Origin of the sequence: Caulobacter sp. BE264 (assembly GCF_031457805.1) — a bacterium.
Lineage (GTDB): Bacteria > Pseudomonadota > Alphaproteobacteria > Caulobacterales > Caulobacteraceae > Caulobacter.
Window position 1 is genome coordinate 211,768 of the sequence record NZ_JAVDXI010000005.1, and the last position, 14,112, is coordinate 225,879.

Below are 14,112 nucleotides of genomic sequence, written 5' to 3' on the forward strand. Positions count from 1 at the left end.
GCCCCCGCTGGCTGAAACCGATGCGTTCTAAGGATGGCGTGGATTCGGAGAAAGGCATTGTTTGAAAGGTTACCATTTCCGCGATATGGAGAATATTGTTCTCCCTGGAAGCGGAATTCGAGATGATTGATCTTGATCAAATCGATCGCCGCCTGCTGGCCATCCTGCAGGAGGACGCCACAGTTCCCATCGCCGAACTGGCCGAACGGGTGGGCCTCAGCCAGACCCCCTGCTGGAAGCGGGTGCGCCGCCTGCAGGACGCCGGGGTCATCACCGCCCGCGTCGCCCTGTTGGACCGCGAGGCCCTGGACCTGGGCCTGACCGTCTTCGTCGCCGTCAAGACCGGCCACCATGACGAGGGCTGGCTGAACCAGTTCGCCGCCGGGGCCAGCGCCCTGCCCGAGGTGGTCGAATTCTATCGGATGAGCGGCGATGTCGATTATCTCCTCAAGGTCGTGGTCAGGGACATCGCCGCCTACGACCGGTTCTACAAGCGCCTGATCGCCACCGCCCCGCTGACCGACGTCTCGTCCAGCTTCGCCATGGAGCAGATCAAGTTCACCACCGCCCTGCCGATCGCCCCGACCTGAGCGCTGTGAAGACCTCCCTTCCCCTTGATGGGGAAGGGCCGGGGATGGGGGTGAGTGCTGAGGTGGCGGCGGTACGCTGCATTTGGCGCTGTGTTCACCCCACCCCTACCCCTCCCCATCGAGGGGAGGGGACGCGCTTTAGCAGCTTCACGCAGTTTACCGCTGAAGGTCTGGAAAGGGCTGCGGAGCGCCGGACGTTCGTCCGGAGTGTGAGTTTGTAAATACCGTTTCGACGAAGCCCGAACGCTCCGCGCAGCCGTTATCCGTCCGCGTCCCGTCAGGTGGCCCTGTTCAGGCCTTACCGGGACCCGAGCGCTTGGTTTCCCAGACGCTCGACGGTCGGAGAGGACGAGCCACTACAGGCTAAGACACATCCTTTTACCTCCAACCACGCCGACGGCGGGCGGGTGAACCCAGCAAGCTCAGCCCCGGACCGTTCGAGTATCCCCCTCGAACCTCTTCCCGCTCGACCACCCCCCGCCGCCGCAAATGGTCGCTGGCCATGCGCCCCTTCCTCGCGACGAGGTGGGATCATTGTGCGGCTGATTTAGACGCGGGTCATTCAGCGGCGCTGAAAAATCGCAAGCCTCTGATTTCATGGACGCTTGCGCCGCCAATGACGGGGATTGGGCGTCCTCGGTCCCCATCAAGGCCGATGGTCGTTCAGCCGCGCTATCGCCCGCCTCAGCGGAACTGGTTTGATCGGCGCGGGCCCGCGCGGTTGGGTGACGCTCGGTTTCATGTCCGGAGCGGGAGACGATGTCCAAGCCTAGCGCGACCGCCGCGCCCGCCGATAAGGGCCAGAGCCTTTCGGCCTGGCTGGCCTGCGTCGCCAACGCGATTCCGCTCTGGGTGACGTTGGTGGCGCTGCTGCACAGCTTGGGCCCCGTCGCTCCTTTGACTCAGCTCCTCGCCTATCTCGCGGTGCTGGTGCTGTGGATCGGCCTCTTCAAACCGTGGACGGCCCAGCGCACCGGGTAACGACCGCTGCCAGAAACGGACAGATCGAGGGTCTGTTATGGGTGTTTGCGGAAGTCGCCAGCCACCAACACCGCGCTAAGCTCAGCTTCCCCCAAAGATGAACTCGGCTTTGTAGTAGCCCTTGGCGGGATCGAGGATGTCGATGGCGAACGGGGCCGAGCCGTCCGAGAGGTCGATGAGCCAGGCATCGTTAGACTTGGCCATGACGCCGACATCGGCCTTGACGGCTTCGGCCAGCAGCCAGCCGACCATGGCCGCCTTGGTCCCGATCCCGTTCGCCCCGTCGCCGCCGTAGCTGGCGAAATAGTCGGTCCGGGTGTCGATCAGGGCGTGGATCTTGGCGTCGGTCGGAGCCGCGCCGAAGATGGTCTTATAGGCCTCGCGGGTGGCGTCGAAGAGCGAGAGGGACCCGTACTTGGCCTCGAACTGCGCCTTGCCCTCGCCGACCTTGCCCAGATTGACCGCGAAGTTGATGTAGCGATTTTCCAGGTTGAACGACTGGTAGTACTTGCTGTTGAGGTTGTTGGCGTTGGGACCGGTCGGCGAGACCAGATAGTCGACGCCGGCCTGCCCCGGAATCTTTCCCGTGAAAAACTCATAGGCCAGGACCGCCACCGAGGTCGAGGCGCCCGCCGCCTTGATGATCTCGGTCATCGCTTCGGCGTTCGTCAGGGTTCCGGCGCTCACCTTTGTGGACAGCGTCGAGGTCAGCACAGGATCGGTCAGGCGCAGGATCGAGCGCGTCGCTTCGCTAAGCGCTGGCAAGGACATTCCCGGCGCAGGGGCGGTGTTGATGACCGTGTAGGAGGTGAACTCCGACGGCTCGGTGGTTGGCCAGCGAGCGTACGGTGTCTGAACCGTGCCGATGAAGTCGATCGCGCCGGATTTGTCGATATCGATGGGGAACAAGCGCGCCAGAAAGTCCCGCTGCTGGAAGGGCTCTGCACTTTCAGAACCGGTCAACTGGTAACTCTTGACGTCGGCGAATACGGCTTGAGGCAGCCAGGTGAAGACGCCCTTTCCATCGTTGACCGCCACGGCGACGCCGCCGCCAACGATCTTGCCGGCGCCGTCATAGGTCCAGTCGGTGCTGTGGATGAGGTCGAGATCGCCGTCGCGATCAATATCGACCATGTCCAGCTGGCCTTCGCCATGCCACCTGTCTCGAGGCGTGTTGTCGATTCTCGCAGTGGTCTCGTCGGCGAACTTGCCCTGGCCCTTGTTGACCAGAATCTGCAGGGCCGCGCCCTGGTAATACGGCTCCGCTCGCGTCACGCTAACGATGATGTCGAGCAGGCCGTCGCCATTTATGTCGGCGACGGCGGCGTCATTGGGCTTGGTGTTGGCGCCGAAAAGCGGGGCGGGGGCGGCCGCGACCTGCCAGCCCGTCTCGGTCCCGTTCCACCGCGACAGAGCCACGTACTGCGTCCCGTCCAGATAGGCCGCGAAGATGTCGGCCCTGCCGTCTCCGTCGAAGTCGCCCATCGCCGAGGCGGTCAGGATCGTGTTTGCTGGACGGACTTGGCTTGGCAGAGCGTTGGCCGCGTTGGTGAAGTTGGCCTTGCCGTCGTTGAGGAACAGGATCCGGCCGCTGAAGAGATCCAGGTCGCCATCCCCATCGACGTCGCCGAGCGAGATTTCGTGTCCGACACCGTAGCCGACGGCCGGGCCGCCAGTCTCCTGGCCCTGGATCTTTGCCGTGCCGTTGACCAGCTTTCCGCCGGCCGCCGAAAGCAGCATGACGATCGGGTCGTACTTGGTCGTGTATGTGCCGTCGGTGTTGCGCTGGTTGAGTCCTTCGCTGGCCTGGACAATATCGTCGATCCCGTCGCCGTTGAGATCGCCGACAGCGAACCTTTGGCCCTTGGCGACCACGGGAATTGTCTCCACGTCGGCGGCGGTCGCCAAGCGCAGGCCGCCATGCTGGTCGTTGAGATAGATCGCGGGCCGGATCGCGGTTTGATGCGGTACTGTGTGCGGATAGACCGACCAGCTGACGATGGCGTCCTGAAAGCCGTCGCCGTTGAAGTCGCCGACAGCGCTATAGGTCATGTTGACCGTGAAGATGCCCGGATCATGCCGGTCGGCGGCTGTCGGATAATAATAGACCCCGTAGTCCTCACGGATCGACACCGTCTCGATGCCAAATTGGCCGACCTTGTAGTAGGTGGATGGAATGGGCGGCTTCTGAGCGCTGAGGGTGACAGGCAAGGCGATCTCCACGGTCGACCGGAGGGCTCCCTCCGTCGCCGCTTGATCTCACCCTCGGGCCAGCGCGCGCATCGCCGATTGTAGGGTGTCGCACGTCTCGGAGGCGCGCCAATGGGAGCGATTGGCGTGACACCGCCGCAGATGCAGACTGAGCGAGGGACTGCTCAGGGTCGACTGCCGCCTTTAGCGTCGCGACGGCGACAAGACCTGCCCGGCCTCATCGCCTGCCCGGAGCCCCCTACTCCGGCCAGAGATCCTGTATGTCGCCCTTGCGGTTGAGCATGTGCGTGGCGCGCTTGATGACCGCCAGCAGGCGCTCTTTGCGGCCGTCCTTGTCATAGGTCAGCGTGGTGCGGGCCAGCCCCTCCAGCATGAAGCGGGCGAGGTCGCGGCTGGCCTGAAAGCGGGGACCGGCGCCCGCGTGGAGGATCTTCAGGAAGTGGTCGCCGGCCTGGGCGCGGTCGAACTCGGCCTGCGCAGGGGCCAGCAGCGCGTGGATCGCCGGGTCGGTGCGGCCGGCGGCCTCCAGCTCGGCGAAGGCGGTGAAGGGCACGCTGTGCAGCAGGTCCCAATAGCTGTCGATGGCGTGCTCGGTCACGTCGCCGCCGGCCGGCAGGCTGTCGGCGGCGGCGCGGAACAGGGCTGAGCGCTCGGCCTGGATATGGGCGACGGCGGCCTCGACCAGGGCCTCGCGGGTAGGGAAGTGATAGAGCATCGCCCCGCGCGTCAGACCGGCCGCATCGGCGATGGCTGGGTTGGTGGCGGCGTGGTAGCCGATCTCGGCGAACAGATGCATCGCCCGGTCAAGAATCCGCGCGCGCGTCTTCTGCGACTTGCGGGTGTCCTTGGCGAGGCGGGCGGCGTCCATCGGCTTGATCTAATGTGGCGGATGCTGCACCGCAACAGGCCGCAAGTCGCCTGTGGCGAAAGGTTCCGACGCGCGGCGCAGTTTTTTGACAGCTTGGTCGAAAGTGCGTCTTTTTCAGGCTGCCCCAGGGGAAGCCTCAGTCGCTGCCCGAGCGCCGGGCTTCATCAAAGCGACATGCAATCGGCTTAATCGCCACCCACCGGCCGCCGTCGCGCCGATCCGGGGACGGAGCGATCTGTAGCGGCCGCGAGGGGGATTCGACCATGAGCGCCCACGTCGCCGTCCGCCACTATCGCGCCGTGTTCATCAGCGACCTGCATCTGGGCACGCGCGGCTGCCAGGCCGAGCTGCTGCTGGACTTCATCCGCCACATCGAGTGCGAAAAGCTCTATCTGGTCGGCGACATCATCGACGGCTGGAAGCTGCGCGGCGGCTGGCACTGGCCGCAGACCCACAACGACGTGGTGCAGAAGATCCTGCGCATGGCCCGCAAGGGCACCGAAGTGATCTATGTGCCCGGCAACCACGACGACGGCGTGCGCGAGTTCTGCGGCGTCCACTTCGGCGGCGTGGTGGTGGCCCGCGACGTGATCCACGAGACCGCCGACGGCAAGCGCTATCTGGTGGTGCACGGCGACGAGTTCGACGGGGTGGTGCAGCACGCCAAGTGGCTCGCCTTCCTCGGGGATTGGTCCTATAGAACCATCCTCATGCTGAACACCTTGGTGAATCGCCTGCGGCGTCGCCTGGGATTCGGGTACTGGAGTTTCTCGGCCTATCTGAAGGTCAAGGTGAAGAACGCGTTGCAGTTCATCGAGAACTTCGAGGCCGCCGTGGCCGACGAGGCCCGACGTCGGGGCGTGGATGGCGTGATCTGCGGTCACATCCATAAGGCCGAGATGCGCGACATCGACGGCATGCACTACGTCAATGACGGCGACTGGGTGGAAAGCTGCACGGCCCTGGCCGAGCACGCCGACGGTCGCCTGGAGATCGTCGAATGGGCCAAGGTGCGGTCGTGGTCGGTGATCGACCGCGCGCCCGCCCTGTCTGCTGACGAGCCGATGCGGGAGCCGGCCGCCGCCTGATGCGAATACTGCTTGCGACCGATGCGTGGGAGCCCCAGGTCAACGGGGTGGTGCGAACCCTGAGCCGGGTGACCGAAGAACTGCGCGCCATGGGTCATATCGTGGACGTGGTCAGCCCCGACCAGTTCCCGACCTTCCCGCTGCCGACCTATCCCGAGATCAAGCTGGCCATCGGCGCCTATGAGCCGGTGCAGGAGCGCTTCAAGCTGTTCGAGCCCGAGGCGATCCACATCGCCACCGAGGGGCCGATCGGCCTGGCCGCGCGCCGCATCTGTCTGGAATGGAAGCTGCCGTTCACGACCAGCTACCACACCAAGTTCCCGGAATATGTCTCGGCGCGCCTGCCGCTGCCTTTGGCGGCCGGCTACACCTACATGCGCTGGTTCCACAAGCCGTCGGGCCGCCTGATGGTGGCCACGCCCACCATGCGCGACGAGCTGGCCAAGCACGGCTTCCGCAACCTCTCGCCGTGGTCGCGCGGGGTGGACACCGACATCTTCAAGCCCCGCCTGCCGGATGAGCCTGACCTGTTCGAGGGCCTGGCGCGGCCGATCTTCCTCAATGTCGGCCGGGTGGCCGTGGAGAAGAACATCGAGGCCTTCGCCAGCCTCGACCTGCCGGGCACCAAGGTCGTCATCGGCGATGGTCCCCAGCGCGAGGAGCTGGCCGAGAAGTATCCCGAGGTGAAGTTCCTGGGCGCCAAGTTCGGCGACGAACTGGGCCGCTATTTCGGCTGCGCCGACGTGTTCTGCTTCCCGTCCCTGACCGACACCTTCGGCCTCGTCATCCTGGAAGCCATGGCCGCCGGCGTGCCGGTGGCGGCGTTCTCGGCGCCGGGTCCGGTGGACATCATTCCGGGCTCCAACGCCGGCGTCCTGGCGCCGGGCCAGACCGAGGGTCTGCGCGAGGCGTGTCTGGCCTGCCTGGATCTCGACCGCACCGTGGTCCGCAAGTTCGCCGAGCGGTTCTCGTGGCGCGCCTGCGCCGAGGAGTTCTTCCGCAACCTGCAGCCCTATCCGGAACCGGAAAAAACCCGCTTCTGGCGCCGGCTGCGGCGGCTCGCGCGGCTGCGCAAGAAGACGGCGGCCTAGAACACCCGCCCCTGCAGCCACAGGATCGCCGGATAGGCGCTGAGCCACGTCCAGAAGAAGCGGTTGAGCCCGAACAGGCACGCATTGGCCAGGTGGAAGGTCCCGGCCACTACAAGTCCGGCCATCAGGGCCGGCGGCCACAGCAGGGTGAGCGGGAACACCAGCTCAAAGCCCATCACGCCCCAGGACATGGCGCGCAGCAGACACGGCCGATGGGCGAAGCCGCGCAAACTCTCGGCCACCGGATAGGCCGAGAACTGGAAGACGTCCCGCAGCGCCCGGCCTGAGCGCCAGTCGGGGTTAACCACCTTCACCCAGCCCGAGATGAAGTAGGACAGGGTCAGTTGCGCGCCCAGATAGCCGAAGGCCAGCTCGGCCAGCAGCGGCGTCGGCGCCAGGCTCGACAGCGTCAGGCACCACAGGATCAGCAGGCCCATTCGGTCGCTGCCGCCGTTATAGGGCCCCTGGAAGCGGTGGAGGATCAGCAGCGACAGGGCGGCCAGCCCGACCAGCGGCCACGGCGAAGCGACGCCCGCCAGCACCAGGACCGCCAAGGCGATCCGCGCCGAAAACAGGATCCGCTCGTCCCGGAATCCGCGCAGGTGCTCCAGGCTCTGCTGGATCAGCGCCAGGGCCAGCAGGATCTCGACGAGCCGACGGGCCAGCTCCAGGCTCATCGGATGTCGATCTCCGCCAGCCGGCGCGGCGCGGGCTGGACCATGACCTCCTCGGTCAGGGTCTCGCCCTCGCGGTGGACGAACACCAGGCGAAAGCACAGCCAGGGACGTGCGGGGTCGGCCGGTTCGGCGGCTAGGTCGGCGGCGATGCGCTTGAAGAGCTCGGCCTCGCTGTGTTCGGGGGTGCGGTCCTCGGCCAGCCGCTCGGCGCAGCTCATCACAAATAGCGACTGGTTCCAGCGCGGGTTCCAGACCAGCCGCAGCGCCATCCGCGCCAGCGAGACACGCTCAGGCCGGGGTCGGAACACGCGCCAAGTCCCGGTGGCGTCGCCGGGCGAGGCCAGCAGGGCGTACTCGACGCGCGGCGCAGGCGCGATCACGTCGAAGAAGTTCCACGATGGAACCAGCGCCGGCGCCAAAAGCCGGAGCGGGGAGAGGAGGGCCGAAACGTCAGGCGACATCGGCCTTGATCACGACGTCGGGGCCAGCAGAGCGAAGATCCATGAGGAATCCTTTCAACGCCAAGCTAAGCCGCCTCACCACGGACGCCAAACGGCTCGCGGTCGCTTCAAAGCTCTGCACGTCTCAACAAGCGGATTGGCGAGCGCCCCACCGAAAGAAGCATCAGGCAAAATCGCTTAACCAATAGATGAGGAAGATCGTCGTCTCCCCCAAAAATATTGATGCGCTGAAAACCATAACGCGACCCATCTATACTCAATTCGAGTGTAGGAGCGGCCACCTCAACCTGAGCGTACGGTGAAATTTACAGAAAATTCACATAAAAATCGATGTTATGTGTAACATTGTAGCTTCGTCGCAACGAAAGGGTTGGCGCGAGATGATCAGCCGGAGGAAAGGCTTGAAGAGCGGCGCCGCGCCGAAGATCGACGCGCTCAGCCAGTCACTGGCGATGATCGAGTTCGACACGACGGGCACGATCCTCGCGGCCAACGCTAACTTCTGCAAAAGCCCTCGGCTATGAGGAGCGGGAGATCATCGGCAAGCACCACAGCATGTTCGTCGAGGCGGAATACGCCGGAAGCCAAGCTTATCGCGATTTCTGGACCCAGTTGGTGAGCGGACAGTTCGATGCGCGCGAATATCTGCGCCTGGGCAAGGATAGCCGCGAAGTCTGGATCCAAGCGTCTTACAACCCGGTCAAGAACGCCGCTGGCCGCGTCACCTCGATCCTCAAGATCGCGACGGACATCACGGCTCAAAAGGAAGCGGACGCCGCCAGAACGGCCAAGCTCGACGCCGTGGAGCGCGTGCAGGCCACCATCGAGTTCACGCCCGACGGCGTGATTCACAACGCCAATGCGAACTTCCTGGCCACGGTCGGTTACTCGCTGGCCGAGATCAAGGGCAAGCACCACAGCATCTTCGTCGAGCCCGCCTACGCCCAATCTGAAGCCTATAAGGCGTTCTGGCGCACGCTGAACGCCGGCGAGTTCGTGGCCGAAGAGTTCAAGCGGGTCGGAAAGGGCGGCAAGGAGGTCTGGATCCAGGCGTCCTACAACCCGGTGTTCGACTCCAAGGGTCGCGTGGTCAAGGTCGTCAAATTCGCGACCGAGGTGACCGGCCGCGTCGACGCGGTCGCTCAAATCGCCAACGCCCTGTCGCGGCTGGCCGCGAACGATCTAAGCTACCGGATGACCGGACAGATCGATACGCAGTTCGCCAGGGTCCGGGACGATTTCAACAACGCCGTCGCGGCGCTCGATGAGACGATTGGAGCCGTCGCAGCGGCCTCGCAGAACGTCGCCTCCGGGGCTAGCGAGATCTCGAACGCTTCGGACAATCTCGCGCACCGCACGGAACAACAGGCCGCCAGTCTCGAGGAAACCGCGGCGGCGTTGGATCAGATCACCGCCACGGTCAGCCGCAGCGCCGACGGCGCCAAGCGCGCTGCGGTGGCGGCGTCAGACGCCCGTGTTGACGCGGCCAAGTCCGGTGAGATCGTCAGCGAAGCGGTCTCGGCGATGGACGGCATCGAGTCGAGCTCAAGCCAGATCAACCAGATCATCAGCGTGATCGACGAGATCGCCTTCCAGACGAATCTTCTGGCCCTGAATGCCGGCGTCGAGGCCGCGCGCGCTGGCGAGGCGGGCCGAGGCTTCGCGGTCGTGGCTCAGGAAGTCCGCGCCCTGGCGCAGCGCTCGGCCGACGCGGCCAAAGAAATCAAGGTCCTGATCGCCAACAGTTCGGCCCAGGTCGAGCGTGGCGTGAAACTGGTCGGCGATACAGGACGCGCGCTGCAAACGATTGTAGGCAAGGTGGGCGAGATCGATACGCTGATCCGCGAGATCGCCCAATCGTCCCAGGAGCAGTCGACAGGGTTGGGCGAGGTCAATGTGGCGGTCAATCAGATGGACCAGGTGACCCAGCAGAACGCCGCCATGGTGGAAGAGGCCACGGCTGCTGCGGCCAGCCTGCGTCATGAAGCCGACGAACTCGACAACCTGATCGCGCGCTTCCATGTCACGGCGCGCGCGGTCGGTCGACCACGGCTGGTCGCTTAGATCATCACACCCCGACGCCGCCTGACCGTCCCGTCGTAGGCGTGGAATGGACGCCTGGCTGATGCCGGGCTACCGGCTCTCGCGCGTCTTCCGCGCCACATAGCGGCGCACGCGCTTGCGGGTCTTCTTCAGCAGGCGCCAGCGGGCCTTGCGCAGGACGAGTTTCTCGGTGCGCAGCATCTGCTGCCACACCACCAGCAGCACCTCGGGCTCGCGGCGCATCAGGCGGCGGATGGGAAAAACGAGCTTGGGGTGGCGGCGCTGCAGGCGGATGAAGTGCTTGCGGGCCTGGAACGAGTAGCGCAGCACGATCATCAGGCCGATGACCAGTAGCGGCAGGCCCACATGCCCGGGCAGCGGGGTCAGGATCGCGCCGGCGAGGATGACCAGGACGCCGAAGCCGATGGCCGCCCAGCGGAAGGCGCGGGCGGCGGCTTCGCGCAGCAACAGGGCCAGTCGCGCACGGCGCCGGACCCTGTGCTTGACGCCATCCAAGGCTGAAGCGGTCGCGCTCAACGACCTGCTGTCTTGCGAGCCCGCCGTTTCAGCGACTTGCGCCAGCGAACGCCCACCCGCCACTTGCGGGGCATGACGATGCGCTCGATGCGCAGCGCCTGCTGCCACGCCACGGGGATGACCTCAGGCTCACGCCGAAGCAGGCGGCGGATGGGGAAGATCAGCTTGGGGTGCGCATGCTGGAAGCGGACGAACTGCTTGCGAGCCTTGAACGAGTTGCGCAGCACCAGCATCAGGCCGATCACCGTCAGCGGCAGACCCATCGGCCCCGGCAGGGGCGCGATCAGGGCGCCGCCGGCGATGAACACCAGGCCAAGCGCCACCAGCGCCACGCGCAGGAAGCGCGCGACGAACTCGCGGGCGAGATCATCGGCGGTGCGGCGGGCGCGCGGCATGGCGAGAGCAAAAGCATTCATGGGAGGTCAAACGGGCTTGCGCCTCGCTTGCTCCCTGGAAATCCAGTCAGCCCCGTTGCGCCTCCCCGATATGTGGAGGGAAGAAGGCGCCGTAAAGGCGCCCTCTGGTCGCAAGGGGGGTATGGAAAATGCTATTCAGCCGCTAGTGGCGCCGCAGCAACAGGTTTCCACTTCAACCGGGGCTTGCGGGCGGCCTGGGTCTCGTCCAGGCGCCGGAGCGGGGCCTGGAAGGGCGCGCCCTTGAACCGTTCGACGTCGCCGGCCTTGGCCGCGCCCGCCAGGGCGCGAAGGGCGGCGATGAAGCGATCCAGTTCGTGCTTGCTCTCGGTTTCGGTCGGCTCGATCAGCATCGCGCCGTGGACGACCAGCGGGAAGTACATGGTCATCGGGTGGAAGCCCTCGTCGATCATCGCCTTGGCGAAGTCGAGCGTGGTCACGCCGGTGCCTTCCAGCCAGCGGTCGTCGAACAGCGCCTCGTGCATGCACGGACCTTCGGGGAAGGCCGGCGTCATGACGTCCTTCAGCTGAGCCTTGACGTAGTTGGCGTTGAGGACGGCGTCCTCGGCCACCTGCTTCAGGCCATCGGCCCCGTGGCTGAGCATGTAGGCGTAGGCGCGCACATACATGCCCATCTGGCCGTGGAAGGCGCTCATGCGGCCAAAGGCGGTCCTGGCGTCGTCGTCGCCGGCGTGCTCGGCCAGCTCGAAGCCGTTGTCGCCGTGGGTCAGCCAGGGCGTCGGCGCGAACGGCGCCAGGGCCTCCGACAACACCACCGGCCCAGCGCCCGGACCGCCGCCGCCGTGCGGCGTCGAGAAGGTCTTGTGCAGGTTGATGTGCATGGCGTCGACGCCGAGGTCGCCCGGACGCACCCGGCCGACAATGGCGTTGAAGTTGGCCCCGTCACAGTAGAAGTAGGCCCCCGCCGCGTGGGTCAGGCGGGCGATCTCGACGACGTCGCGCTCGAACAGGCCGCAGGTGTTGGGGTTGGTGACCATGATGGCGGCCACGTGGTCGCCAAGCTTGGACTCCAGGTCGGCGAGGTCGACGCGGCCGTCTTCGGTCTGGGCGATCTCGACGACGGTGTAGCCGACGAAGGCCGCCGTGGCCGGGTTGGTGCCGTGGGCGCTGGTGGGCGCCAGGACCGTCTTGCGGTGACCGTTGCCGGCCGCCTCATGAGCGGCGCGGATGGCCAGGAGGCCGCAGAGCTCGCCATGGGCGCCGGCCTTCGGCGTCAGGGCGACGGCGGGCATGCCGGTCAGGGTCTTCAGCCAGTGGGCCAGGCGGTCCATCAGCTCCAGGGCGCCCTGCACGGTCGAGGTCGGCTGCAGCGGGTGGATGTCGGAGAAGCCCGGCAGGCGCGCCATCTTCTCGTTCAGGCGCGGGTTGTGCTTCATCGTGCACGAGCCCAGCGGATACAGCGCCAGGTCGATGGCGTGGTTCTTTTGGCTGAGGCGTACATAGTGGCGCACGACTTCCGGCTCCGACAGGCCCGGCAGGCCGATCGGCTCGGACCGCAGCAGGCCCGCCAGATCGCTGGAGGGCGCGGCGGTGACGGCCGGCAGGTCGACGCCGGTCTTGTTCCAGCCGTCCAGTTCGAAGATCAGGGCCTCGTCCTGCAGCAGGCCGCGCGCGCCCGTCAGGGTCTGGTGACCGTTAGCGGCGTCGTTAGCGGCTTCGGGACGCGTGGGGCGGCCGACATTGTTCATGCTCATTGGGCGAACACCTTGGTCAGGGCCTTGGCGAAAACATTGATGTCGATATCGAGCGTGGTCTCGGTGGCGGCGACCAGCAGTACGTCGTCGAGGCCGGCCTTGGCGTCGAGGCGGGAGAACGGCACGCCGGCGATGACGCCGTGCGCGGCCAGGGTCTCGACGACCTCGGCGGCCTTACCCGGAACCTTGATGGCGAACTCGTTGAAGAAGCGCGGCGTGAGGATCTCGACGCCCGGCACGGCCTTCAGTGCGTCGCGCAGGGCCAGGGCCTTCTGGTGATTGACCGCCGCCAGCTGGCGCAGGCCCGTCTCGCCCAGCAGGCTCATGTGGATCGAGAAGGCCAGGGCGCAGAGGCCGCTGTTGGTGCAGATGTTCGACGTGGCCTTGTCGCGGCGGATGTGCTGCTCGCGGGTCGACAGGGTCAGCACGAAGCCGCGCTTGCCGTCGGCGTCGACGGTCTCGCCGCACAGGCGGCCCGGCATCTGGCGGACGAACTTTTCCTTGCAGGCGAAGAGGCCGACATAGGGACCGCCGAAGTTCAGGCCGTTGCCGATCGACTGGCCTTCGGCCACGGCGATGTCGGCGCCCATCTCGCCCGGCGACTTCAGGAGGCCGTAGGAGACGGCTTCGGTGGTCACCACGATCAGCAGCGCGCCGGCGGCGTGTGCGGCCTCGGCGATCTTGCTCACGTCGGTGACCGTGCCGAACACGTTCGGGGTCTGGACGACGACGCAGGCGGTGTCGGCGTCGATGGCGGCGATCACGGCGTCTTCCGCGTCCACGGCGGCCGGCAGGGCGTTGGTGGTGACGCCGGCCGCGTGGGCCAGGGTCTCGATCGCGCCGACATAATGCGGGTGCAGGCCGCCCGACATCACCGCCTTGTTCTTGCGGGTGACGCGCTGGGCCATCATCACGGCCTCGGCCGCGCCGGTGGAGCCGTCATAGAGCGAGGCGTTGGCCACTTCCATGCCGGTCAGGGCCGCGACCTGGGTCTGGAACTCGAACAGGACCTGCAGGGTACCCTGGGCGATTTCCGGCTGGTACGGCGTGTAGCTGGTCAGGAACTCCGACCGCTGGATGATGTGGTCGACCGTGGCCGGCACATGGTGGCGATAGGCGCCGGCGCCGCAGAAGAACGGCCCCTCCCCCGCCGCGCGATTGCGACGGGCCAGGCCCGCCATCTCGCGTTCGACATCCAGCTCGCCGGCATGGTGCGGCAGGTCCACCGGCACGTCACGGCGGGCCGAGGCCGGCACGTCGACAAAGAGGTCGTCGATCGACTTGACGCCGATCGCGCCGAGCATCTCGACGCGGTCTTCGGGGGTCAGGGGGAGGTAGCGCATGTTTTCTGTGCCTGATTTGTCATCCCGGCCGTAGCGGAGCGGAGAGCCGGGACCTCAGAAAGCGCGGCGCTTCCGGTGGTCCCGGCTCGGCCTT

13 protein-coding genes and 1 pseudogene are annotated in these 14,112 nt (G+C 66.2%); 5 read left to right on the forward strand and 9 right to left on the reverse strand.

From position 1 onward, the window contains the following. Positions 1 to 95: 95 nt before the first annotated feature. A complete protein-coding gene (locus J2X45_RS13815) occupies positions 96 to 590 on the forward strand; it encodes an Lrp/AsnC family transcriptional regulator (RefSeq protein ID WP_310215650.1) in 495 nt (164 codons plus the stop codon). Positions 591 to 888: 298 nt separating this feature from the next. Here the strand turns inward: J2X45_RS13815 and J2X45_RS13820 are convergent, their stop codons facing one another. Continuing rightward, entirely contained in the window at positions 889 to 1,125 is a 237-nt protein-coding gene (locus J2X45_RS13820; RefSeq protein ID WP_310215653.1) for a hypothetical protein, read from the reverse strand. 224 nt (positions 1,126 to 1,349) lie between these two features. Between J2X45_RS13820 and J2X45_RS13825 the strand changes: the two genes are divergently transcribed. Beyond that, entirely contained in the window at positions 1,350 to 1,571 is a 222-nt protein-coding gene (locus J2X45_RS13825) for a hypothetical protein (RefSeq protein WP_310215656.1), read from the forward strand. Positions 1,572 to 1,652: 81 nt separating this feature from the next. On the opposite strand, the gene J2X45_RS13830 is transcribed toward J2X45_RS13825, so the two are convergent. Both J2X45_RS13830 and J2X45_RS13835 read right to left on the reverse strand, forming a co-directional pair. Then, positions 1,653 to 3,782, reverse strand: coding sequence for an FG-GAP-like repeat-containing protein (locus J2X45_RS13830; RefSeq protein ID WP_310215658.1), 2,130 nt, complete (start codon positions 3,780 to 3,782; stop codon positions 1,653 to 1,655). Positions 3,783 to 4,020: 238 nt separating this feature from the next. Next, positions 4,021 to 4,650 carry a helix-turn-helix domain-containing protein gene (locus J2X45_RS13835; protein ID WP_310215660.1) on the reverse strand — a complete coding sequence of 210 codons (630 nt, stop codon included), beginning with the start codon at positions 4,648 to 4,650 and terminating at the stop codon, positions 4,021 to 4,023. 263 nt (positions 4,651 to 4,913) lie between these two features. Between J2X45_RS13835 and J2X45_RS13840 the strand changes: the two genes are divergently transcribed. After that, complete coding sequence (locus tag J2X45_RS13840; RefSeq protein ID WP_310215661.1) at positions 4,914 to 5,738, forward strand: UDP-2,3-diacylglucosamine diphosphatase; 825 nt, start codon at positions 4,914 to 4,916, stop codon at positions 5,736 to 5,738. Beyond that, entirely contained in the window at positions 5,738 to 6,829 is a 1,092-nt protein-coding gene (locus tag J2X45_RS13845; protein WP_310215662.1) for a glycosyltransferase family 1 protein, read from the forward strand. Before J2X45_RS13840 ends, J2X45_RS13845 begins: the two co-directional genes overlap by 1 nt. Here J2X45_RS13845 and J2X45_RS13850 read toward each other — a convergent pair. Together J2X45_RS13850 and J2X45_RS13855 are read right to left on the reverse strand one after the other, a co-directional pair. Beyond that, positions 6,826 to 7,605, reverse strand: a complete 780-nt coding sequence (locus J2X45_RS13850; RefSeq protein WP_310215664.1) for an HTTM domain-containing protein — start codon at positions 7,603 to 7,605, stop codon at positions 6,826 to 6,828. The genes J2X45_RS13845 and J2X45_RS13850 overlap by 4 nt on opposite strands. Next, positions 7,503 to 7,967, reverse strand: coding sequence for a hypothetical protein (locus tag J2X45_RS13855; RefSeq protein ID WP_310215667.1), 465 nt, complete (start codon positions 7,965 to 7,967; stop codon positions 7,503 to 7,505). The genes J2X45_RS13850 and J2X45_RS13855 overlap by 103 nt, the downstream gene beginning before the upstream one ends. 380 nt (positions 7,968 to 8,347) lie before the next feature. Here J2X45_RS13855 and J2X45_RS13860 point away from each other — a divergent pair. Continuing rightward, a pseudogene (locus J2X45_RS13860) lies at positions 8,348 to 10,031 on the forward strand (PAS domain-containing methyl-accepting chemotaxis protein). Between the two features lie 69 nt (positions 10,032 to 10,100). Here the strand turns inward: J2X45_RS13860 and J2X45_RS13865 are convergent. The 4 genes from J2X45_RS13865 to gcvPA form a co-directional block, all read right to left on the reverse strand. Next, positions 10,101 to 10,547: a hypothetical protein gene (locus tag J2X45_RS13865; RefSeq protein ID WP_310215671.1), complete on the reverse strand. Its 447-nt coding sequence runs from the start codon at positions 10,545 to 10,547 to the stop codon at positions 10,101 to 10,103. Next, positions 10,544 to 10,963 carry a hypothetical protein gene (locus J2X45_RS13870; RefSeq protein ID WP_310215673.1) on the reverse strand — a complete coding sequence of 140 codons (420 nt, stop codon included), beginning with the start codon at positions 10,961 to 10,963 and terminating at the stop codon, positions 10,544 to 10,546. Before J2X45_RS13870 ends, J2X45_RS13865 begins: the two co-directional genes overlap by 4 nt. A 131-nt stretch (positions 10,964 to 11,094) precedes the next feature. Then, entirely contained in the window at positions 11,095 to 12,675 is a 1,581-nt protein-coding gene (gene gcvPB, locus J2X45_RS13875; RefSeq protein ID WP_310215676.1) for an aminomethyl-transferring glycine dehydrogenase subunit GcvPB, read from the reverse strand. Beyond that, entirely contained in the window at positions 12,672 to 14,018 is a 1,347-nt protein-coding gene (gene gcvPA / locus J2X45_RS13880) for an aminomethyl-transferring glycine dehydrogenase subunit GcvPA (RefSeq protein ID WP_310215679.1), read from the reverse strand. Before gcvPA ends, gcvPB begins: the two co-directional genes overlap by 4 nt. Between the last annotated feature and the right edge of the window lie 94 nt (positions 14,019 to 14,112).